This is a genomic window from Delftia sp. PE138 (assembly GCF_018320755.1).
GTDB classification, from domain to species: Bacteria; Pseudomonadota; Gammaproteobacteria; order Burkholderiales; family Burkholderiaceae_C; genus Comamonas; species Comamonas tsuruhatensis.
Map to the genome: position 1 here is coordinate 65,252 of NZ_JABEPN010000009.1, position 20,652 is coordinate 85,903.

At 67.1% G+C, this 20,652-nt stretch carries 15 protein-coding genes; 12 read left to right on the forward strand and 3 right to left on the reverse strand.

Annotation, left to right across the window (positions count from 1 at the left end; genetic code table 11):
* Positions 1-56: 56 nt before the first annotated feature.
* From HFGMBDPB_RS24955 to HFGMBDPB_RS24970, 4 genes are all read left to right on the forward strand, one after another.
* Positions 57-2,039, forward strand: a complete 1,983-nt coding sequence (locus tag HFGMBDPB_RS24955) for a DNA topoisomerase IV subunit B (RefSeq protein ID WP_016447623.1) — start codon at positions 57-59, stop codon at positions 2,037-2,039.
* Between the two features lie 5 nt (positions 2,040-2,044).
* The gene (locus HFGMBDPB_RS24960; protein ID WP_074920991.1) at positions 2,045-2,926 is read left to right on the forward strand and encodes a lytic transglycosylase domain-containing protein; all 882 of its coding nucleotides are present in this window, start codon (positions 2,045-2,047) and stop codon (positions 2,924-2,926) included.
* A 39-nt stretch (positions 2,927-2,965) separates the two neighbouring features.
* Complete coding sequence (gene parC, locus HFGMBDPB_RS24965) at positions 2,966-5,353, forward strand: DNA topoisomerase IV subunit A (protein ID WP_016447621.1); 2,388 nt, start codon at positions 2,966-2,968, stop codon at positions 5,351-5,353.
* A gap of 128 nt (positions 5,354-5,481) precedes the next feature.
* Positions 5,482-7,251: a methyl-accepting chemotaxis protein gene (locus HFGMBDPB_RS24970; protein WP_212646507.1), complete on the forward strand. Its 1,770-nt coding sequence runs from the start codon at positions 5,482-5,484 to the stop codon at positions 7,249-7,251.
* A 40-nt stretch (positions 7,252-7,291) separates the two neighbouring features.
* Here HFGMBDPB_RS24970 and HFGMBDPB_RS24975 read toward each other — a convergent pair whose 3' ends face one another.
* Positions 7,292-7,750: a RidA family protein gene (locus tag HFGMBDPB_RS24975; RefSeq protein WP_012206880.1), complete on the reverse strand. Its 459-nt coding sequence runs from the start codon at positions 7,748-7,750 to the stop codon at positions 7,292-7,294.
* Positions 7,751-7,924: 174 nt separating this feature from the next.
* Between HFGMBDPB_RS24975 and HFGMBDPB_RS24980 the strand changes: the two genes are divergently transcribed.
* The 3 genes from HFGMBDPB_RS24980 (at position 7,925) to HFGMBDPB_RS24990 (ending at position 13,026) form a co-directional block, all read left to right on the forward strand.
* Entirely contained in the window at positions 7,925-10,444 is a 2,520-nt protein-coding gene (locus tag HFGMBDPB_RS24980) for a DNA internalization-related competence protein ComEC/Rec2 (protein WP_212646508.1), read from the forward strand.
* A gap of 143 nt (positions 10,445-10,587) precedes the next feature.
* Positions 10,588-12,057, forward strand: coding sequence for a circularly permuted type 2 ATP-grasp protein (locus tag HFGMBDPB_RS24985; RefSeq protein WP_016447617.1), 1,470 nt, complete (start codon positions 10,588-10,590; stop codon positions 12,055-12,057).
* Complete coding sequence (locus tag HFGMBDPB_RS24990; protein WP_016447616.1) at positions 12,058-13,026, forward strand: alpha-E domain-containing protein; 969 nt, start codon at positions 12,058-12,060, stop codon at positions 13,024-13,026.
* A 62-nt stretch (positions 13,027-13,088) separates the two neighbouring features.
* Here HFGMBDPB_RS24990 and HFGMBDPB_RS24995 read toward each other — a convergent pair whose 3' ends face one another.
* Positions 13,089-13,631, reverse strand: a complete 543-nt coding sequence (locus tag HFGMBDPB_RS24995; protein ID WP_016451261.1) for an ureidoglycolate lyase — start codon at positions 13,629-13,631, stop codon at positions 13,089-13,091.
* 216 nt (positions 13,632-13,847) lie between these two features.
* Here HFGMBDPB_RS24995 and HFGMBDPB_RS25000 point away from each other — a divergent pair, with 216 nt between their 5' ends.
* The 3 genes from HFGMBDPB_RS25000 to HFGMBDPB_RS25010 all read left to right on the forward strand — a co-directional run bounded on the left by HFGMBDPB_RS25000 (position 13,848) and on the right by HFGMBDPB_RS25010 (position 17,390).
* Complete coding sequence (locus HFGMBDPB_RS25000) at positions 13,848-15,182, forward strand: MFS transporter (protein WP_016447614.1); 1,335 nt, start codon at positions 13,848-13,850, stop codon at positions 15,180-15,182.
* Positions 15,183-15,268: 86 nt separating this feature from the next.
* Positions 15,269-15,994, forward strand: a complete 726-nt coding sequence (locus HFGMBDPB_RS25005; RefSeq protein WP_016447613.1) for a FadR/GntR family transcriptional regulator — start codon at positions 15,269-15,271, stop codon at positions 15,992-15,994.
* Positions 15,995-16,091: 97 nt separating this feature from the next.
* Positions 16,092-17,390: a sensor histidine kinase gene (locus tag HFGMBDPB_RS25010; protein WP_070080937.1), complete on the forward strand. Its 1,299-nt coding sequence runs from the start codon at positions 16,092-16,094 to the stop codon at positions 17,388-17,390.
* Positions 17,391-17,484: 94 nt separating this feature from the next.
* Here HFGMBDPB_RS25010 and bfr read toward each other — a convergent pair whose 3' ends face one another.
* Positions 17,485-17,961, reverse strand: coding sequence for a bacterioferritin (gene bfr / locus HFGMBDPB_RS25015; RefSeq protein WP_016447611.1), 477 nt, complete (start codon positions 17,959-17,961; stop codon positions 17,485-17,487).
* Between the two features lie 368 nt (positions 17,962-18,329).
* On the opposite strand from bfr, the gene ahpC reads away from it, so the two are divergent.
* Together ahpC and ahpF are read left to right on the forward strand one after the other, a co-directional pair.
* On the forward strand, positions 18,330-18,893 hold the full coding sequence (gene ahpC, locus HFGMBDPB_RS25020) for an alkyl hydroperoxide reductase subunit C (RefSeq protein WP_016447610.1): 564 nt from the start codon (positions 18,330-18,332) through the stop codon (positions 18,891-18,893).
* Between the two features lie 103 nt (positions 18,894-18,996).
* Positions 18,997-20,553 carry an alkyl hydroperoxide reductase subunit F gene (ahpF, locus tag HFGMBDPB_RS25025; RefSeq protein WP_212646509.1) on the forward strand — a complete coding sequence of 519 codons (1,557 nt, stop codon included), beginning with the start codon at positions 18,997-18,999 and terminating at the stop codon, positions 20,551-20,553.
* Positions 20,554-20,652 lie beyond the last annotated feature (99 nt).

The window sequence follows — 20,652 nt, forward strand, 5'->3', positions numbered from 1 at the left end:
CAATGACTGTGAATGTATCCAGCACTGAGCCGGGCCGCGCACTACAATCCGCCCCCATGGCAGTCAAACCATCTCCCACTTCCGCCAGCGAATACTCCGAAGGCTCGATACGCGTGCTCAAGGGCCTGGAGCCCGTCAAGCAGCGTCCCGGCATGTACACGCGCACCGACAACCCCCTGCATGTGCTGCAGGAGGTGATCGACAACGCGGCCGACGAGGCGCTGGCCGGCTTCGGCAAGAAAATCCGCTTCACCCTGCATTCCGACGGCTCCTACAGCGTCGAGGACGACGGCCGGGGCATCCCCTTCGGCATGCACCCCGAGGAAAAGGCGCCCGTGGTGGAACTGGTCTTCACCCGCCTGCATGCGGGCGGCAAGTTCGACAAGGGCAAGGGCGGCGCCTACAGCTTCTCGGGCGGCCTGCATGGCGTGGGCGTCTCGGTCACGAATGCGCTGGCCACGCGCCTTGAGGCCTGCATCCACCGCGAGGGCAAGGTGGCCACCATCGCCTTCTCGGGCGGCGACGTGGTCGAGCCCCTGCAGTCGCGGCCGCTGGCCGCAGGCGAGCGCAAGCAGGGCACGACCGTGCGCGTGTGGCCCGATGCCCGCTACTTCGAATCCTCCCAGCTGCCCATGGGCGAGCTGATGCATCTGCTGCGCAGCAAGGCCGTGCTCATGCCCGGCGTGTCGGTGACCCTGGTCAACGAGAAGACGCGCGACACCCAGACCTGGCAGTTCAAGGGCGGCCTGCGCGACTATCTGCAGCAAAGCCTGCATGGCGAGGCCGTCATCCCCCTGTTCGAAGGCGAGGGCTTTGCCGACCGCAACCACGACAGCTTTGCCGAAGGCGAGGGCGCCGCCTGGTGTGTGGCCTTCACCGAGGATGGCGCGCCGCTGCGCGAAAGCTATGTCAACCTGATCCCCACCACGGCCGGCGGCACGCACGACAGCGGCCTGCGCGACGGCCTGTTCCAGGCGGTCAAGGCCTTCATCGAGATGCATTCGCTGCTGCCCAAGGGCGTCAAGCTCATGCCTGACGACGTCTTCGCGCGCGCCAGCTACGTGCTCAATGCCAAGGTGCTGGACCCGCAGTTCCAGGGCCAGATCAAGGAGCGCCTGAACTCGCGCGATGCCGTGCGCCTGGTCAGTGGCTACGTTCGCCCTGCGCTGGAGCTGTGGCTCAACGAGCATGTGGAATGGGGCCGCAAGCTGGCCGAGATCGCCATCAAGGCCGCCCAGACCCGCCAGAAGGCGGGCCAGAAGGTCGAAAAGCGCAAGGGCTCGGGCGTGGCCGTGCTGCCCGGCAAGCTCACCGATTGCGAAAGCCGCGACCTGAGCCTGAACGAGGTCTTCCTGGTCGAGGGCGACTCGGCCGGCGGCAGCGCCAAGATGGGACGCGACAAGGAAACCCAGGCCGTGCTGCCCTTGCGCGGCAAGGTGCTCAACACCTGGGAAGTCGACCGTGACCGCCTGTTCGCCAACAACGAGATCCACGACATCTCGGTGGCCATCGGCGTGGACCCGCATGGCCCCCATGACACGCCCGACCTGTCCGGCCTGCGCTACGGCAAGATCTGCATTCTTTCGGATGCCGACGTGGACGGCTCGCACATCCAGGTGCTGCTGCTCACGCTGTTCTTCCGCCACTTCCCCAAGCTCATCGAGGCCGGCCACATCCATGTGGCGCTTCCGCCGCTGTTCCGCGTCGATGTGCCTGCGCGCGGCAAGAAGCCAGCAGCCAAGATGTACGCGCTGGACGAGGGCGAGCTGACCGCCATCCTCGACAAGTCCGCCAAGGATGGCGTGCCGCGCGAGAAATGCCAGATCAGCCGCTTCAAGGGCCTGGGCGAGATGAATGCCGAGCAGCTGTGGGAAACCACGCTCAACCCCGACACGCGCCGCCTGCTGCCCGTGCAGTTCATGAATCTGGACTTTGCGGCGGCCGAGCAGGTCGTCACCAAGCTGATGGGCAAGGGCGAGGCTGCGGCGCGCCGCGAGCTGATGGAGTTGCACGGCGACGCCATCGAAGTGGATATCTGATCCCCATGCCCCTGCGCCCGGCTGCCCCACAGCACCTTCCGCACCGCCCGCACCCTGCGCGCGCCGCTGCCGCGCGCGCGCTTGCAGCGCTGGGCGCGGCCCTGGCGCTGTGGGGGGTGGCGCAGCCCGCGCATGCCGATCTCTGGGCCTTCGTGGACGAGCGCGGCATCACGCACTTCGCCGCGCAGGCGCTGGACGAGCGCTACAAGCTCTACTTCCGCGGCTCGCTGTATGACAGCACCGAGCAGGGACTCAAGCCCCCGCTGGTGGAAGCCGAGGCCGCTGCCGACGATGACGGCGGCAGCGATGCCGGGCGCAGGCTGCAGGCGAGCACGCGGATGCAAAGCTTCTTCGACATCTCGCCGCGCTACAAGAGCGTGCGCGGCCACCTGCGCAAGGCGGCGGACCACACGGGGGTGGACTACGACCTGCTCAAGGCCGTGATTGCCGTCGAGTCGGGCTTTGACGCGCAGGCCATCTCGCCCAAGGGCGCAGTCGGCCTGATGCAGCTGATGCCGGCCACGGCCCAGCGCTTCGGCGTGGAGGCCAGCCGCCAGCGCAGCGTGCAGCAGCAACTGGCCGACCCGGCCATCAACGTGCCGGCCGGCGCGCGCTACCTCAACCATCTGATGGGGCTGTTCCCCGGGCGGCTGGACCTGGTGCTGGCCGCCTACAACGCGGGCGAGGGTGCCGTGCGGCGTGCGGGGCAGGCCATTCCTCCCTATCAGGAAACCCGCAATTACGTGAAGGCCGTGCTCGGTATCTACGAGCAGCTGCAGGGCGGGCGCCAGCGTGCGGGCCAGGCAGCGCCTGCGGTGGCGGCACAGCCTGGCACAGCGCCCCGGATACGGATGACCTTGTCCACAGGGCTGCCATCGCCGCGATGAGCGGCCTTCACTGCATTTATTGAGATCACGAATTTCTTCATGAGCGATCAAAACACTCTGGATCTGGCCCAACAGGCGGCCGGCGATGCCCTGGACCTGGGCCAGTACGCACAGCGCGCCTACCTTGAATACGCACTGTCTGTCGTCAAGGGCCGGGCACTGCCCGATGTCACCGACGGCCTCAAGCCCGTGCAGCGGCGCATTCTGTACGCCATGGACCGCATGGGCCTGAGCTACAGCGGCCCCAACCACAACACGGCGGCCAAGCCCGTCAAAAGCGCGCGCGTGGTCGGCGATGTGCTGGGGCGCTTTCACCCGCACGGCGACCAGTCGGCCTACGACGCGCTGGTGCGCATGGCCCAGGACTTCAACCAGCGCTATCCGCTGGTCGATGGCCAGGGCAATTTCGGCAGCCGCGACGGCGACGGCGCAGCGGCCATGCGCTACACCGAGGCGCGCCTGTCCAAGATCACGGGCCTGCTGCTCGACGAGATCGACATGGGCACGGTGGACTTCGTGCCCAACTACGACGGCAGCACGCAGGAGCCGCAGCAGCTGCCCGCGCGCCTGCCGTTCGCCCTGCTCAACGGCGCCAGCGGCATTGCCGTGGGCCTGGCCACGGAAATCCCCAGCCACAACCTGCGCGAGGTGGCCGACGCCTGCGTGGCCCTGATCAAGCGGCCGCAGCTCAGCGACGAGGAGCTGTTCCAGATCATCCCCGGCCCCGACTATCCGGGCGGCGGGCAGATCATCAGCAGCGCCTCCGACATCCAGGATGCCTACCGCACGGGGCGCGGCAGCCTCAAGCTGCGCGCGCGCTGGAAGATCGAGGAGCTGGCGCGCGGCCAGTGGCAGATGGTGGTGACCGAGCTGCCGCCCGGCGTCTCTGCGCAGAAGGTGCTCGAAGAGATCGAGGACATCACCAACCCCAAGGTCAAGACCGGCAAGAAGGCGCTGAGCCAGGAACAGACCCAGCTCAAGGCCAGCATGCTGGCCGTGCTCGATGGCGTGCGCGACGAGTCCAGCAAGGATGCGCCCGTGCGCCTGGTCTTCGAGCCCAAGACCGGCAAGGTGCCGCAGCAGGAGCTGGTCACGGCGCTGCTGGCGCATACCAGCCTGGAGTCGTCCAGCTCCATCAACCTGACCATGATCGGCCTCGATGGCCGGCCGGTGCAGAAAAGCCTGCGCCTGATGCTCGAGGAATGGATCGCCTTCCGCCAGACCACGGTCACGCGGCGCAGCCAGCACCGGCTGGCCAAGGTGCTGGACCGCATCCACATCCTCGAAGGCCGCCAGGCCGTGCTGTTGAACATCGACAAGGTCATCGCCATCATCCGAGCCAGCGACGAGCCCAGGCAGGCGCTGATCGATGCCTTTGCGCTGTCCGAGCGCCAGGCCGACGACATTCTGGAAATCCGCCTGCGCCAGCTGGCGCGGCTGGAGGCCATCAAGATCGAGCAGGAACTCAAGGAACTGCGCGTCGAGCAGGGCAAGCTCGAAGACATCCTGGGCAGCGAGAGCGTCATGCGCCGCCTGATCTGCAAGGAGATCGAGGCCGACGCCAAGCAGTTCGCCGATGCGCGCCGCACGCTGATCCAGGAAGAAAAGAAGGTGGTCGCCGAAGTCAAGGTGGTCGATGAGCCCGTGACGGTCATCATCTCGGACAAGGGCTGGGTGCGCACGCGCCAGGGCCATGGCGTCGATGCGGGCACGCTCAGCTTCAAGGCCGGCGACAGCCTGCACGGCACCTTCGAGTGCCGCACGGTGGACCAGCTGCTGGCCTTCGGCAGCAATGGCCGGGTCTATTCGGTGCCGGTGTCGCAGCTGCCCGGCGGGCGCGGCGATGGCCAGCCCGTGACCACGCTCATCGAGCTGGAGGCCGGCACCCAGATCCTGTACTACTTCGCGGGAGCCGAAGGAACGGCGCTGCTGCTGTCGGGGTCGGGCGGCTACGGCTTCGTGGCCATGGTGGGCGACATGGTCTCGCGCCAGAAGGCGGGCAAGGCCTTCGTGACGCTGGCCGACGGCGAGACGCTGTGCGCCCCGTCCACGGCCTACGGCGTGCCCATGGGCGCACGCGCCGAGCCGCAGGAAGGCGAGCAGGGCGCGGGCCTGCTGCTGCCGGCCACGCATGTGATCTGCGCCTCCACGGGCGGCCGCATCCTCACCTTCGAGATCGCCAGCCTCAAGCACATGGCCAAGGGCGGTCGCGGGCTGATGCTGCTCGACCTGGAGGACAAGGACACCCTGGCGGGCGCTGCCGCCTACACGCGCAGCATCCGCATCGATGGCCTGGGCCGCGGCGGCAAGGAGCGCAGCGAGACGCTGGAGATCCGCAGTCTCAACAATGCCCGTGGCACGCGCGGCCGCAAGGGCAAGTCGGCCGACCTGGGCTTCAAGCCGCAAAGCGTGACGCGCGTGGAGTAAAGAGCGCATCTGCCCCTGCAATGCCTTCCGCGAAAGGGGCGGATCAGGGGTTTTCTCTGGGTTTTTCCGGCCTCCGGGCCCTGCTGCAGGCCTCAACATGGAGTCTTCCAACATGAGGGAGACTGGATATGCTGCGACTTCGCATGGCACACAAGCTGTGGCTTGCCGTGGCCGCCATCGTGGTGGCGCTGGTGGGCGTGGTCGGCTTGTCGGGTTATCGCTCGGCCCAGGTCCAGGCCCGGTCCGAGACCGTCACCCAGGAGATGCAGGCGCGGGTCCAGGCCGCCGTGCGCTGGATGGGGCTGACCGAAACCAATGCGGCCCGCACCCAGGCCCTGGTGGTCAGCAGTGATGCTGCCGTCGAGGCCGAGTTCAAGGACGTGATCAGCGCCACCTCGGCGCGGATCACCGAGGTGCAGAAATCACTGGAAGCCATGCCCCTGTCCGACGCAGACAAGGCGCAGATGGCCAGGATTGCGGCAGCCCGCAAGACCATGATCGAACTGCGTGCCCAGGCACGCCAGCTCAAGGCCGATGGCCGGCAGGAGCAGGCGTTGGCCCTGGTCAAGCAGTCCTACAACCCTGCCGTGGATGCCTATCTGCAGACGCTGCGCGACTTCGTGCAGATGCAGGAGCAGGTGGTGCGCAGCAGCCAGGAAGAGACGGCAGCCTCGCGCAGGCTCACCGTGGGTTTTGCCGCTGCGGCCGTGGGCGTGCTGCTGCTGTGCATCGTCATCGGCGCCCATTTCCTGATTGCCAGCATCCGCCGTCCCCTGGCCCAGGCCAGGGAACTGGCCGAACGCATTGCCGCAGGCGACCTGAGCGCAGCGGCGCAGGGACAGACACAGCGCGCTGACGAATTCGGCGACCTGCTGCGCTCGCTGCAGGCCATGAGCGAATCGCTGTCGGGCATGGTGCAGCAGGTGCGCCAGAGCACGGACAGCATTGCCATCGCCAGTGCCGAGATTGCCACCGGCAACCACGACCTGTCCGTGCGCACCGAGCAGACCTCCAGCAACCTGCAGGAGACCGCAGCCGCCATGGAGCAGTTCACCAGCACGCTGCAGCAAAGCGCCAGCAGTGCGCAGCAGGCCAGCAGCCTGGCGGCGGGCGCGTCACAGGTGGCCCAGCGCGGCGGCGAGGTCGTGGCCCGGGTGGTCGAGACCATGAAAGGCATCAACGACAGCAGCCGGCAGATTGCCGACATCGTCGGCGTCATCGACTCCATTGCCTTCCAGACCAATATCCTGGCGCTGAACGCCGCCGTGGAGGCGGCCCGCGCCGGCGAGCAGGGCCGGGGCTTTGCCGTGGTGGCCAGCGAGGTGCGCACGCTGGCCCAGCGCAGCGCGGCGGCTGCCAAGGAGATACGCCAGCTCATCGGCGCTTCGGTGGAACGGGTGGAGGACGGCGCCCGCCTGGTGGGCGATGCCGGCACCACCATGGAGGGCATCGTGCAGTCCGTGCAGCGCGTGGCCGACACCATCGGCGAGATCACGGCGGCCTCTTCGGAGCAAAGCGCGGGCGTGGCCCAGGTCAATCAGGCCGTGGGACAGCTGGACCAGATGACGCAGCAGAACGCGGCCCTGGTCGAGCAAAGTGCGGCCGCAGCGCAAAGCCTGCGTGAGCAGGCCGAGCAGCTGTCGCGGACGGTGGCGGTGTTCAAGGTGGCGCACCTGGCGCCCTCGCCGACGACGCTCGCAAGGCAGGCTGCGCCGGCGGTGCGCACTGCGCACAGCGCGGCCGCAGCGCCAAGGCGGCCGGCAGCAGCCGTGGCGCCTGCGGCTGTCGGGCCGGTTGCCGCGCGGCCTGCCGCAGCAAGGGAGGCGGCGCCCAAGCTGGCCTCGGCGCCCCGGCCCGCCGCACCGGCAGCCGAGGATGGCCAATGGGAGAGTTTCTAGCCGCCTGCGAGCACGGCGGCGCCGTGCGGCGGCATGCCGATCAGGCCAGTTCGGCGATCAGCTCGATTTCCACGCAGGAGCCCAGCGGGATCTGGGCCACGCCGAAGGCGCTGCGCGCATGAGTGCCGGCATCGCCGAAGACCTGGCCCAGCAGCTCGCTGCAGCCGTTGGCCACCAAATGCTGCTCGGTGTAGTCGCCCGTGGAGTTGACCAGGCACATCAGCTTGACGATGCGGCGCACGCGGCCCAGGTCGCCGCCGGCGGCGTGCTGGAGCGTGCCCATCAGGTCGATGGCGATGGCGCGCGCGGCCTGCTGGCCGTCGGCAGTCTGCAGATCACGGCCCAGCTGGCCTGCCCAGACCTTGCCGTCCTTGCGTGCGATATGTCCGCTCAGGAACACCAGATTGCCCGTCTGCACATAGGGCACGTAGGCTGCCGCCGGGATGGCAGGCGACGGCAGTTCGATGTTCAGGGCCTTCAGTTGTTCGTAAACGCTCATCGTTGATTCCTTCGAGACAAGAAAAATCCGGCGCCAGTGCCGGGGTGGCGGACAGTGTGACACAGCCCCCGTGCACCTTGGCATGTCAGGGGCTGGGCATGCGCCAGTCTGATTCTTGTCCGAATCTGAGTCGGAGCACGGTGGCTTCGAGGCACCTGCTTCTAGCATGCCTGGATGCGCGCTGTGGCCCCTGCACCCACTCCTTCATCGTCTTCGTGGACGCCGTGGCTGCTCGGCTGCGTGGTCGGTGCCGCCTGGCAGGTCACGCAGCCGCAGCTGTGGCCGCTGTGGATGTATCTGCTGATGATGGGCCTGGCCTTGCTGTGTCTGTCAGGACAGGTCCGGCGGGCCCGGGCCGGCGGCCGCCGCGGCGCGGTCAGCGGCCTGTGGGTCGCCGCTTGCGCAGCCTCGCTGGCGGCCGGCCTGACAGGCTGGCGTGCCCAGGACTTTGCGGGCCACGCGCTGTCGCCGCAGCTGGAAGGGCGTGACCTGCGCATCGTCGGCGTCGTGGCATCGCTGCCCCAGAACATGGCCCAGGGCGTGCGCTGGCGCATGGCCGTGGAGCAGGCGCAGATCGCGGGCAGCGAAGAGGCCCTGGCGCCGTTTCCCGGGTTGATCGAGCTGTCCTGGTACGCAGCCCGGGGCCGGGCGTCCAAGGGCGCCGCAGCGTCGCTGCCCGTCCTGCGCCCGGGCCAGCGCTGGGCCCTGACCGTACGGCTCAAGCGCCCGCATGGCGCGCGCAATCCCCACGGTTTCGACTATGAGCTGTGGCAGTGGGAGCAGGGCGTGCAGGCCACGGGCTATGTGCGCGAACAGCCAGCGGCGAGCCTGCTGGCCGACACCGGCGCCTACGCCCTGCAGCGCTGGCGCCAGCAGATGCGCGAGGCCATCGTGAACCGGGCAGCCGCACTCGCGCAAGCCATGCAGCGCGTAGGCATGGACCCCGCGCAGTCGCCGCGCATGCTGGGCGTGGTGGCCGCCCTGGCCATGGGCGATCAGCAGGCCATTGCGCGTGACGATTGGACGCTGTTCCGCCATACCGGCGTGGCCCATTTGATGAGTATTTCCGGACTGCATATCACCCTGTTCGCATGGCTGGCTGCGCTGGTCGTGGGGCGACTGTGGCGTTGCAGTGCCCGGGCCTGCCTGTGGTGCCCGGCGCCGCAGGCGGCCCTGCTGGCTGGCGTGCTGCTGGCGGGCGGCTATGCCCTGTTCAGCGGCTGGGGTCTGCCGGCGCAGCGCACGGTGTGCATGCTGGCAACGGTGGCCGCGTTGCGCGTCACAGGGCTGCGCTGGCCCTGGCCCGCAGTGTGGTGCCTGGCGCTGGCCGTGGTTGTCGTGCTCGATCCCTGGGCCCTGTGGCAGGCGGGCTTCTGGCTGAGTTTTGTCGCCGTGGGCGTGCTGCTGGCGACCGATGCACGCATGCAGGGCGCGGTGCGGCCGTCGCTGCCCGCCCGTGCCCTGGCGTTGTGGGGTGAGCAGTGGCGCATCACTCTGGCGCTGGCGCCGCTGGGGCTGATGCTGTTTGGCCAGCTGTCGCTGTCGGGGCTGCTGGCCAATCTGGCCGCGATTCCCTGGGTGATTTTCGTGGTCACGCCACTGGCCTTGCTGGGGGCCTTGTGGCCCCCGTTCTGGACGGGCGCGGCGCTGGCGCTGGCGCCGCTGCTGGAACTGCTGCAGTGGCTGGACCGGTGGGGCTGGGCCGTGTTGCAGCTGCCGCAGCCGCCGCTGTGGGCGGGGCTGGCTGCGCTGGGTGCAGGCCTGGCGCTGGTGGCTCCGGTGCCGGCCGGATGGCGTTGCTGGGGCCTGGCCATGTGCCTGCCGGCCCTGTGGTGGCCGCCGGCCGCACCGGCACATGGCGAGTTCGATTTGATGGCCGTGGACATAGGCCAGGGCAATGCCGTGCTGCTGCGCACGGCCCGGCACGCCCTGCTGTATGACACGGGTCCGCAGTACGGCATGGATAGCAATGCCGGCGAACGGGTGCTGGTGCCGCTGCTGCAGGCCCTGGGGCTGCGCCTGGATGCGCTGTGGCTCAGCCACCGCGACGGCGACCATACGGGCGGTGCCTTGGCCGTGCATGCCGCGCAGCCGCAGGCCGAGGTCTGGGGATCGGACTCCGTGATCCTGGACCCCGCTCTGGCCGGCCTGGGCGCCGTGCGCCGATGTGAGGCCGGCCAGCAGTGGGAGTGGGATGGCGTGCAGATGCAGGTGCTGCATCCACCCGCGGGCGAACCGCTGCCGGCCGCGCAGGCCCTGGCCCACGCCAATGCGGGCAGCTGCGTGCTGCTGCTGCGTTCGGCATCCGGGGTGCAGGCCTTGCTGGCCGGCGATATCGAGGCTGCACAGGAAAGGGCGCTGGCGCAGGCCGGCGCCCTCACGCCCGTGCAGTGGCTGCTGGTGCCGCACCACGGCAGCCGCACCTCATCGAGCACTGCTCTGGTGCAGGCCCTGGCACCGCGCTGGGCCATGGTTCAGGCGGGATACCGCAGCCGTTATGGACACCCGGTCCCCGAGGTGGTGCGGCGCTATGAGGCCAACGGCTCCAGCGTGGTGCAGTCGGCCCGCTGCGGCGCAGCGCATTGGCGCTCTGCCGATCCCGCACAGCTGGTCTGCGAGCGGGAGCGGGCGCGCCGTTACTGGGACATGCATGTCACGCACGTCAGGCACATCACGCAGAGGCAGGGCGGATAGGACGGGTGCCGATGGCCGCGCAGCCGGCATATGCTGGATACCGCTTGTCCGGATTGAGGTTACCTATCGCTACACTGGTGCGATACGAGGGCTGGCCCGCAGCTTGCTTTACCTCGTACACATGCAGCGACAGGAGGTGACGAATGCATCCATTTGACGAGATGTACACGATGACGCCGTTCGACGGCAGCGATGTGCGCCTGCACTACAAGGACTATGCGCAATGGCTTGCGCGCCAGTCCGAACAGACGCTGCGAGCGCGCAGCGCCGAGGCCGAGATCATCTTCCGGCGCGTAGGCATCACGTTCGCCGTCTACGGCGACAAGGATGAAAGTGGCGCCGGCACCGAGCGCCTCATTCCCTTCGACCTGATTCCGCGCGTCATCCCGTCCCATGAATGGGAGCGCATGCAGGCAGGCCTGGTGCAGCGCGTGACGGCGCTCAACCGCTTTCTGCACGACGTCTACCACGACCAGGAAATCCTGCGCGCGGGCCTGCTGCCGCGCGAGCTGGTGCTGAACAACAGCCAGTACCGCCCCGAGATGCGGGGCCTTGCCGTGCAGGGCGGCATCTACGCCCACATCGCCGGCATCGACATCGTGCGTGCCGCCAATGCCCAGGGCGAGGGCGTGTACTACGTGCTGGAGGACAACCTGCGCGTGCCTTCGGGCGTGTCTTACATGCTGGAGAACCGCCGCATGATGATGCGGCTGTTCCCCGACCTGTTCTCCCGTCATCCCGTGGAGCCCGTGGCCCACTATCCCGACATGCTGCTGGAGACGCTGCGCGCCAGCGCTCCGGCCGGCACGCCCGAGCCCACGGTGGTGGTGCTCACGCCCGGCATGTACAACAGCGCCTACTTCGAGCACGCCTTCCTGGCCCAGCAGATGGGCGTGGAGCTGGTCGAGGGCCAGGACCTGGTGGTGGACAAGGACGTGGTCTACATGCGCACCACGCGCGGCCTGCAGCGCGTGGACGTGATCTACCGGCGCGTGGACGATGATTTTCTGGACCCCGAAGTCTTCCGTCCCACCTCCACGCTGGGCTGCCCCGGCCTCATGCGCGCCTACCGCGCGGGCAACGTCAGCATCTGCAATGCGGCGGGCACGGGGGTGGCCGACGACAAATCGGTCTATCCCTATGTGCCGGAGATGATCCGCTTCTACCTGGGCGAGGAACCCATTCTGCAGAACGTGCCGACCTGGCTGTGCCGCAAGCCCGACGACCTGCGCTACGTGCTCGACCACCTGGATGAGCTGGTGGTCAAGGAAGTCCATGGCGCCGGTGGCTACGGCATGCTGATCGGGCCTGCCGCCTCGCGCGGCGAGATAGAGGATTTCCGCCGCGCGCTCATCGCCAATCCCGGCGGCTACATCGCGCAGCCCACGCTGGCGCTGTCCACCTGCCCCACCCTGGTGGAGCAGGGCATCGCTCCAAGGCATATCGACCTGCGTCCCTTCGTGCTCAGCGGCAATCAGGTACGCATGGTGGCCGGCGGCCTCACGCGCGTGGCGCTCAAGGAAGGCTCGCTGGTGGTCAATTCATCACAGGGCGGCGGCACCAAGGACACCTGGGTGCTCGGGGCCGGTGAGTCAAACGAGGGAGGACATTGAATGCTCAGCCGTACTGCCGATCATCTGTACTGGATGTCCCGCTACACGGAGCGTGCGGAGAACACTGCCCGCATGCTCAACGTCTCCTATGACACTTCCATGCTGCCCCAGGCGCCTCAGGCGGCGCGCAAGGCCTGGCAGGGCGTGCTGTCCATCAGCGAGCTGATCCCCGCCTATGCCTCCCGCCACGGCGAGGTGCAGCGAGAGGCCGTGCTGCACTTCATGGTGCGCGACGAGAGCAACTCATCGTCCATCGCCTCCTGCCTGCGCGCTGCGCGGGAGAATGCGCGTGCCGTGCGCGGGGCGCTGACCACCGAGGCCTGGGAGACCCAGAACCAGACCTGGCTGGAACTCAAGCGCCTGCTGGCCGAGGGGGACTGGGAGCGCGATCCGGGCCAGTTCTTCGAATGGGTCAAGCACCGCTCGCACCTGTCGCGCGGCGTGACACTGGGCACCATGCTGCAGGACGAGGCCTTCCACTTCCTGCGCCTGGGCACCTTCATCGAGCGCGCCGACAACACGGCGCGCCTGCTGGACGTGAAATTCCACGCCATCGAGCGCGACTACCATGGCAGCGCGCGCAACGGAGCGTCGGGCAAAGGGGCCACGCCCTTCGACTTCTACCACTGGAGCGCGCTGCTGCGCAGCGTCTCGGCCTTCGAGGTCTACCGCAAGGTCTACCGCGACGTGATCACGCCCGAGCGCGTGGCCGAGCTGCTGATGCTGCGCAGCGACATGCCGCGCTCGCTGCTGGCCAGCATGCTGGAAGTGGTGGCCAACCTGGAAAGCGTGGCCAACGACCAGTCGCGCGAGACCCAGCGCAAGGCGGGCCGCCTGCTGGCTGACCTGCGCTATGCGCGCATCGACGAAATCCTGGCCACGGGCCTGCACGCCTATCTCACGCAGTTCCTGGATCGCGTGCACGACCTGGGTCAGGGCATCAGCCGCGACTTCCTGGTGCCTGCCTGAGCCGCCGTCGCCCAATGAACAAAGCCGCCCTCGGGCGGCTTTGTTCATTGGGGCAGGGCCATTCAGTCCTGCGCGCTGTCCAGCTCCAGCACAACGCCTTCGGCATCGCCGATGGGCACCACGTCGCAGTTGTCGCCAGGGCCTCCCCGGTCCACCACGATGAAGCGCGCGGGCGCGTTCAGGGCAATCAGCGAGTGGTGCCAGACGCCGCGGCGGTAGTTCACGCCCTGGCGTCCGTTGGTGATGAAGGCGCGCAGGTCGCCGGGCGCCACCTGCTCGCCCAGGGGCGCAACCACCACGATGAAGGGCTGGGCGTCCAGCGGCATGAAGGCCTGGCTGCCCAGGGGATGGCGCTCCATGCTCGTCAGCTGCAGGGGCAGCGCATAGGGGCGGGCGTGGAACAGGTTGATCAGCGCGTGGCCCTCGCTGCCGCCCGTGTCCACGCGGGCCAGGGCATGGTAGCGCTCGGTCATGCCGTCATTGATCAGCAGCGGCGTGTGGCCTGCACTGTCGATGACCTCGCCAAACTCGGCAAAGGCTTCGGCGGTCAGCGGTTGGACGCGCAGGCGAAGGCGGGCGGGGCGGGTCTCTGACAAGGTACTCACGAAGTATTGCCTCTTGTTTTCATACTGGTATTACCAGTTTGCTGTTGCCTGGGGATTTTGTCAAATCTGAGTGACGCCAGCCTATGTCCTGCGCGTCATTTGCGGTGGTTCGGGTAAATGCGAGTGTGCTTTGGCCGGCGGGAAGGGCAACATTCGCTCCGTATTTTCAGACCGGTCATACCAGTTGATCGCAACCCTTCAACCAAGGACTTCCTGATGTCATCACTTCCCGCATCCGCCGAGGCCGCCGGCGCGGCCCCGGCGCTGTCCAGCGAAACGCCGGCCGAGGCAGCCGTCTACCGCAAGGTGGCCTGGCGCCTGCTTCCCTTCATCATGGCCTGCTACGTGGCGGCCTATCTGGACCGGGTGAACGTGGGCTTTGCCAAGCTGCACATGCTGGCCGACCTGCAGTTCAGCGAGGCCATGTACGGCCTGGGCGCGGGGCTGTTCTTCATCGGCTATTTCTTCTTCGAGGTGCCCAGCAACATGCTGATGCACCGCATAGGAGCCAAGGCCACCATCTCGCGGATCATGATCATGTGGAGCCTGATCTCGGCGGCCATGATGTTCGTGACCACGCCCACGCAGTTCTACGTGCTGCGCTTCCTGCTGGGCGCGGCCGAGGCCGGTTTCTACCCCGGCATGATCCTGTACATGACCTACTGGTTTCCCTCGTACCGGCGCGCCCGCATGGTGGCGCTGTTCATGTGCGCGATCCCGGTCTCGGGCATCCTGGGCGGACCGCTGTCGGGCGGCATCATGGACCTGATGCAGGGCGTGGCGGGGCTGCGCGGCTGGCAATGGCTGTTCCTGATCGAGGCCATTCCCTCGCTGATCCTGGGCCTGGCCGTGCTCTGGTACCTGGACAACAGCATCCGCGCAGCGCGCTGGCTGACCGAGGCGGAAAAGACCCTGCTGGAGCGCAACATCGCCCGCGAGAACGCCAGCAAGAGCGACAGCCACGTCACGCTGCGCGCACTGTTTTCCGACCCGCGCATCATCAAGATGGCCATGATCTGCTTTTGCACCGTCATGGGCCAGTACGGGCTCACGTTCTGGCTGCCCAGCCTGATCCGCCAGTCGGGCGTGGAGGGTGCCTTCCAGATCGGCCTGCTGACGGCCGTGCCGTTTTCGGTGGCCGTGGTGTCCATGAACCTTGTCAGCCGCAGCTCGGACCGCATGCGCGAGCGCCGCTGGCACCTGATCGTTCCGTTCTGCGTGGGCGCGGCGGGCCTGATGCTGTCGGCCATCTTCAGCGGCAACGTCTACCTGTCGCTGGCCGCCCTGGCGCTGGCCGCGGGCGGCAGCCTGGCAACCTCGCCACTGTTCTGGAGCCTGCCCACGGCCATCCTGTCCAGCGCAGGCGCTGCGGCCGGCATTGCGCTGATCAACTCCTTCGCCAACCTGGCCGGCTTCATCAGCCCCTACATGATCGGCCTCATCAAGGATGCGACGCAGAGCACCAATGCGGCCATGTTCGTGCTGGCCGGCGTGCTGCTGTTCGGGGCCTTCCTGACCTATACCGTGCCCGCCAAACTGGTCAACAAGTAGCGCCGGACAGGGCGCGTGAACCGGCGGGCGAGGCGCGCAGTCGCTAAGATCGGCGCACCGCCCCCGGGCCAGAGATCCGCCAACGCATGGAACCCAGCACCGCCATCAGCACACCCGCCGGCAACCCTGCCAGCACCGCCGTTGCCGGCAATGCCGCCCGCGTGATCCGCGAGTGGATCGAGGGCGGCGTGTATCCGGTGGGCTCGCTCCTGCCTTCGCAGCGCGACCTGTCGGAGCAGTTGGGCATCAGCCGCACCTCGCTGCGCGAGGCGCTGTCCACGCTGCAGGGGCTGGGCCTGGTCGTGGCCCGGCCTGGCAAGGGCATGTACGTGACCGAGGCGCCCGAGGCTGCGGCCGCAGACGCCTGGCGCTTTGCCGACTCGCATGCGCTCACCGATGTCTATCAGCTGCGCTACGCGCTGGAGGGCTTTGTGGCGCGCCTGGCGGCCCTGGTGGTGCAGCCTGAGGATGTGCAGGCCCTGCAGGCCAATCTGCAGGCCATGCAGCAGAGCATAGAGCGGGCCGATTTCGTGCAGGCCACGCGACTGGATTTCGAGTTCCACCTGCAGATCGCCACCATCTCGGGCAACCATGCCATCGCCGACGTGCTGCGCGGCAGCGGCGAGGTCATGCAGGAAAGCCAGCGCCTGCCGTTCTACAAGCGGGGCGCACGGCATGCGACCACCGAGGAGCATGCGGCCATCATCGATGCCCTGTCCCGCGGCCATCCCGAACTGGCCCAGCAGGCCATGGCCACCCACATCGTGCAGGCGGCCCAGCGCGCGGGCGTGCACTTTCCCACCGGCCTGTAGGCACGCCAGCCCGTGCCTGATCGGCCGGGTTTTTGGCCTTACCATCATCGGCACAGCGCATTTTTTCCCTATCTACAGACCGCCCGGATGCCGATCCATGACAAGCCAAGGAAATGAACTCTGCATACTGGCAGACGCCCTAGAGGCGCAGCGCGAAGGACTCTTGCAGACATGGCGCAAGGCCGTCAGGCGGGACCCGGCGCTGACCGCTGGTGAGGCGCTTCCCCGAACCCAGCTGAACGATCACATCCCGGCCGTGCTGGCCGCGTTCGAGCAGCAACTGCGGACACTGGGCGGTGCACCGGCAGACACCGCCGAGCCGCCGGGCGATGGCGAGCAGGCCGCCGCCCACGGCCTGCACCGCTGGCAGCAGGGCTATGACCTGCATGAAGTCGTGCGCGAGCTGGGGCTGCTCAACGAAGTCATGGTGGCGCAGCTGGAGGACTATGCCCAGGGGCGCCCTGATGCGCACGTCGCCATGCCCGTTGCGCGCAAGGCCTGGGCCGCCACCTATACCCGCGACGTTCAGGACAGCAGCACCCAGTATTTCCGCCTGCAGCAGCAGGAGGCCGAGGGCCATGTCCGGGACCTGGAAGCGGCGCTGCATGACCTGAGCGCGCTGGACCTGCAGCGCTCGCAACTGTGGGAGCAGGTTGCGCATGACCTGCGCAGCAACGTCGGCGTGGTGGCCAATGTGACGCATGGCCTGGGCATGCAGCATGCGCCGGCGCAGTCGCGCGAGAAACTCCTGCGCATGCTGGACCGCAACGTCCAGTCGCTGCGACATCTGCTGGATGACGTGACGGAGCTGGCCAAGCTGCACGCCGGGCGCGAGCATCGCCAGCTGACCTCCTTTGACGCAGCCCAGGTGATCACCCATCTGTGCGAGGGACTGCAGGCCCTGGCCAACGAGCGCGGCCTGTACCTGCACCTGCAGGGGCCGGGGACGATGCCGGTGGAGGGGGATGCCTTGAAACTGCGCCGCATCGCGCAGAACCTGGTGCTCAACGCGCTCAAGTACACCCAGGAGGGCGGCGTCACGGTGAAGTGGGCCCTTGGTGATGGGGAGGACCAGCGCCGCTGGATGCTCTCCATCGGGGATACGGGCCCCGGCATGGAGCCGGCGGCGCCCCTGGTTGCCGCCCTCAAGCACGCCACGGACCTGGACCCTTCGGGCCATCTGACGTCGGCGGCCTCCGCAGAGGTCCGCGCCGGGGGCGAGCCACGGCCCGGCGTCGCGGCGGCCCGCTACCGCAGCGGCGCAGGCGAGGGGATAGGCCTGTCCATCGTCAAGCGGCTGGCGGAATTGCTGGACGCCACGATCGAGGTGCAGTCGGCCGCGCAGACCGGCACGACCTTTCTGCTTCTGTTTCCGCTGCGATACGCCGACGAGTGACCGATAGCTGGGCCAGGAGATGAAAAAACGGGCACACAGGCCCGTCGTTTCGCGTGCGGGGCGCAGCCTGTGCCGCCGCCCCTGAGTCCGGTGCTCAGGACTCTTCGTCCATCTGCGACTGCAGATAGTTCTGGATGCCGACCTTGTCGATCAGGTCCAGCTGGGTTTCGAGGTAGTCGATGTGCTCCTCGGTATCGTCCAGGATCTTTTGCAGCAGGTCGCGCGAGACGTAGTCGCGCACGCTTTCGCAGTGGGCGATGCCGTCCTTGATGGTCTGCTGCGCGGTTTTCTCGCTGCTCAGGTCGCAAGCCAGGGCTTCGGGCACGTCCTCACCGACTTGCAGCTTGCCCAGATCCTGCAGGTTGGGCAGGCCGTCGAGCACGAAGATGCGGTCCATGAGCCAGTCGGCGTGCTTCATCTCGCCGATGGACTCCTTGTATTCCTTCTTGGCCAGCTTGTCGAAGCCCCAGTGCTTGTACATGCGGTAGTGCAGGAAGTACTGGTTGATGGCCGTCAGCTCGTTCTTGAGCTGGGCTTGCAGCCAGGTGATGACTTGTGCGTCGCCTTGCATGGGGAACTCCTTTGTTGTACGTGGGGGACCGCGCCGATCGCCGGCCGCTATAGGGGTGGATTGTCTAGGGTTTCTGCGTCAGATCAAGCAAACCCCTGTTATCACGCATTGGCTGCTTATGAGGCGCGTTCTCGTTTGCGGGCCGGCATGCTGACGCGGCTGCGGGGTTGCTGCATTGCCTTGTCATATTTCGGCCCAAAATAGCCTCTTCAGGCCGGTGGCGGGCTGGTCAAGCCCGCAGGCCTGGAGACAAGGATGTTCACATAGTTTTTGGCAATCGGATGAATTCAATCAATTCATTGGATCAATCGATGGCCTGGGCCTAGACTTCGTCCTGTGTTCACTCACCAACCACAAAGGAAACAGCAATGTCCGTGATCAACACCCAAATCAAGCCCTTCAAGACGCAGGCCTTCAAGAATGGCAAGTTCATCGAAGTGACCGAAAAGGACGTCCTGGGCAAGTGGGCCGTGTTCTTCTTCTACCCCGCTGACTTCACCTTCGTGTGCCCCACCGAGCTGGGCGACGTGGCCGACCACTACGACGAACTGCAAAAGCTGGGCGTGGAAGTGTTCTCCGTGTCCACCGACACCCACTTCGTGCACAAGGCATGGCACGACGCGTCGGACACCATCCGCAAGATCAAGTACACGATGCTGGGCGATCCCACCTGGGAAATCAGCAACAACTTCGAAGTCCTGCGTCCCGGCCAGGGCCTGGCTGACCGCGGCACCTTCATCGTCGACCCCGATGGCGTGATCCAGGCCGTGGAAATCACCGCCGAAGGCATTGGCCGTAACGCCGTCGATCTGCTGCGCAAGGTCAAGGCTGCCCAGTACGTCCGCAACCACCCCGGTGAAGTCTGCCCCGCCAAGTGGGAAGAAGGCGACAAGACCCTGGCTCCCTCGCTCGACCTGGTCGGCAAGATCTAAGCGGTACACCGCTTCCTGTTCACAGTTGAACTGTTGAAGACGCCCGGGTGCCTGGCGCCCGGGCTTTTTTTTCCGAAAATTCGTATTTCCCTAGGAGTCCGACATGCTTGACAACAACCTGAAAGCCCAATTGCAGGCCTACCTGGAGCGCCTGCAGCGTCCGGTGGAGCTGGTGGCTTCGCTGGATGACAGCCAGGGTGCGCGCGAGCTGAAGGAACTGCTGCTGGAAATCCGCGAGCTGAGCGACAAGATCACCGTTGTCGAGCACAACGATGCCCAGGTGCGCAAGCCCTCCTTCCTGATCACCAATCCCGGCGTGGACAGCGGCGTGCGTTTCGCAGGCGTCCCCCTGGGCCATGAATTCACCTCGCTGGTGCTGGCCCTGCTGCAGGTCGGCGGCCATCCGTCCAAGGAATCGGCCGAGTTGCTGGAGCAGGTGCGCAACATCGACGTGCCGCTGCACTTCGAGACCTACTACTCGCTGTCCTGCCACAACTGCCCGGACGTGGTGCAGGCGCTGAACCTGATGTCCGTGCTCAATCCCAAGATCAGCCACACCGCCATCGACGGCGGGCTGTTCCAGAAGGAAGTCGAGCAGCGCGAAGTCATGGGCGTGCCCACGGTCTTCGTCAATGGCGAGCGCTTCGGCCAGGGCCGCATGGAGCTGGCCGAGATCGTCGCCAAGGTCGACACCGGCGCCGCTTCGCGTGAAGCGGCCAGGATTTCCGCCAAGGACGCCTTCGACGTGCTGATCGTCGGTGGCGGCCCCGCCGGCGCGGCCGCTGCCATCTATGCGGCACGCAAGGGCATCCGCACCGGCATTGCCGCCGAGCGCTTCGGCGGCCAGGTGCTGGACACCGTGGACATCGAGAACTTCATCTCGGTCTCCAAGACCGAAGGCCCTCAGCTGGCCGCCGCCATGGAGCGCCATGTGCGCGACTACGAGGTGGACATCATGAACCTGCAGACGGCCTCCAAACTGATTCCGGCTGCCACGGAAGGCGGGCTGATCGAGGTGCAGACCGCCTCGGGCGCCAGCCTCAAGGCCAAGACCGTCATCCTCTCGACCGGCGCGCGCTGGCGCAACATGAACGTGCCGGGCGAGGACAAGTACCGCACCAAGGGCGTGACCTACTGCCCGCACTGCGACGGACCGCTGTTCAAGGGCAAGAATGTGGCCGTCATCGGCGGCGGCAACTCGGGCGTGGAAGCGGCCATCGACCTGGCCGGCATCGTGCGCAGCGTGACGCTGCTGGAGTTCGCCAGCGAGCTCAAGGCCGATGCCGTGCTGCAAAAGAAGCTCAAGAGCCTGCCCAATGTGACCGTCGTCCTCAACGCCCAGACCACCGAGGTCAACGGCGACGGCAAGAAGGTCACCGGCCTGACCTACAAGGACCGCACGACGGAAGAGGTCAAGACCGTGGCGCTGGAAGGCATCTTCGTGCAGATCGGCCTGCTGCCCAACACCGACTGGCTCAAGGGCACGGTGGAGCTGACCCGCTTCGGCGAGATCGTGATCGATGCCAAGGGCCACACCAGCGTGCCCGGCGTGTTCGCCGCAGGCGACTGCACCAACGTGCCGTACAAGCAGATCATCATCGCTGCCGGTGCCGGCTCCACGGCTGCGCTGTCGGCCTTCGACCACCTGATCCGCCACTGAGCTGAACAGGCGTGAGAAAGGGCCCGGATGCCTCGGCATCCGGGCCTTTTTTCATTCCGGCGCTGTCAGGCGCGTGCCTTGCCGGCGCAGGTGGCACAC